The organism is Phormidium sp. CCY1219 (genome assembly GCF_035615515.1).
Lineage (GTDB): Bacteria > Cyanobacteriota > Cyanobacteriia > Cyanobacteriales > Laspinemataceae > CCY1219.
In genome coordinates this window covers 1-281 of the sequence record NZ_JAJENT010000494.1, presented here as the reverse complement: position 1 = coordinate 281, position 281 = coordinate 1, and the positions used below count along the sequence as shown (strand labels likewise).

Sequence of the window (281 nt, the reverse complement as noted above, 5' to 3'; positions counted from 1 at the left end):
TACTCAACAGTAGTGTCTAAAGAAGTCTTCTCTCAAATGGATAATTTACTATTTTGGAAATTAGCCAGATGGGGAAACCGAAGACATTCCAATAAAACTGAAAAGTGGGTAGCCAAGAAATACTGGCAAACAATAGGGAATCGGCAATGGGTATTCGCAACACGAGCGGAATCAAACCCAATCAAATTGCTAAACCACGCCGATACTCCAATTGTCAGACACGTTAAAGTCAAAGGCGAGGCCAGCCCATACGACGGCAATCTCAAATATTGGAGTACAAG

The 281-nt window shown here is 42.0% G+C and carries 1 protein-coding gene; it reads left to right on the top strand.

Features of this window, described 5'->3' with window-relative positions; all coding sequences use genetic code 11:
* Positions 1-12: 12 nt before the first annotated feature.
* Positions 13-281: group II intron maturase-specific domain-containing protein (locus tag LKK83_RS12825; RefSeq protein ID WP_324631540.1), on the top strand; the 269-nt coding region annotated here is incomplete at its 3' end.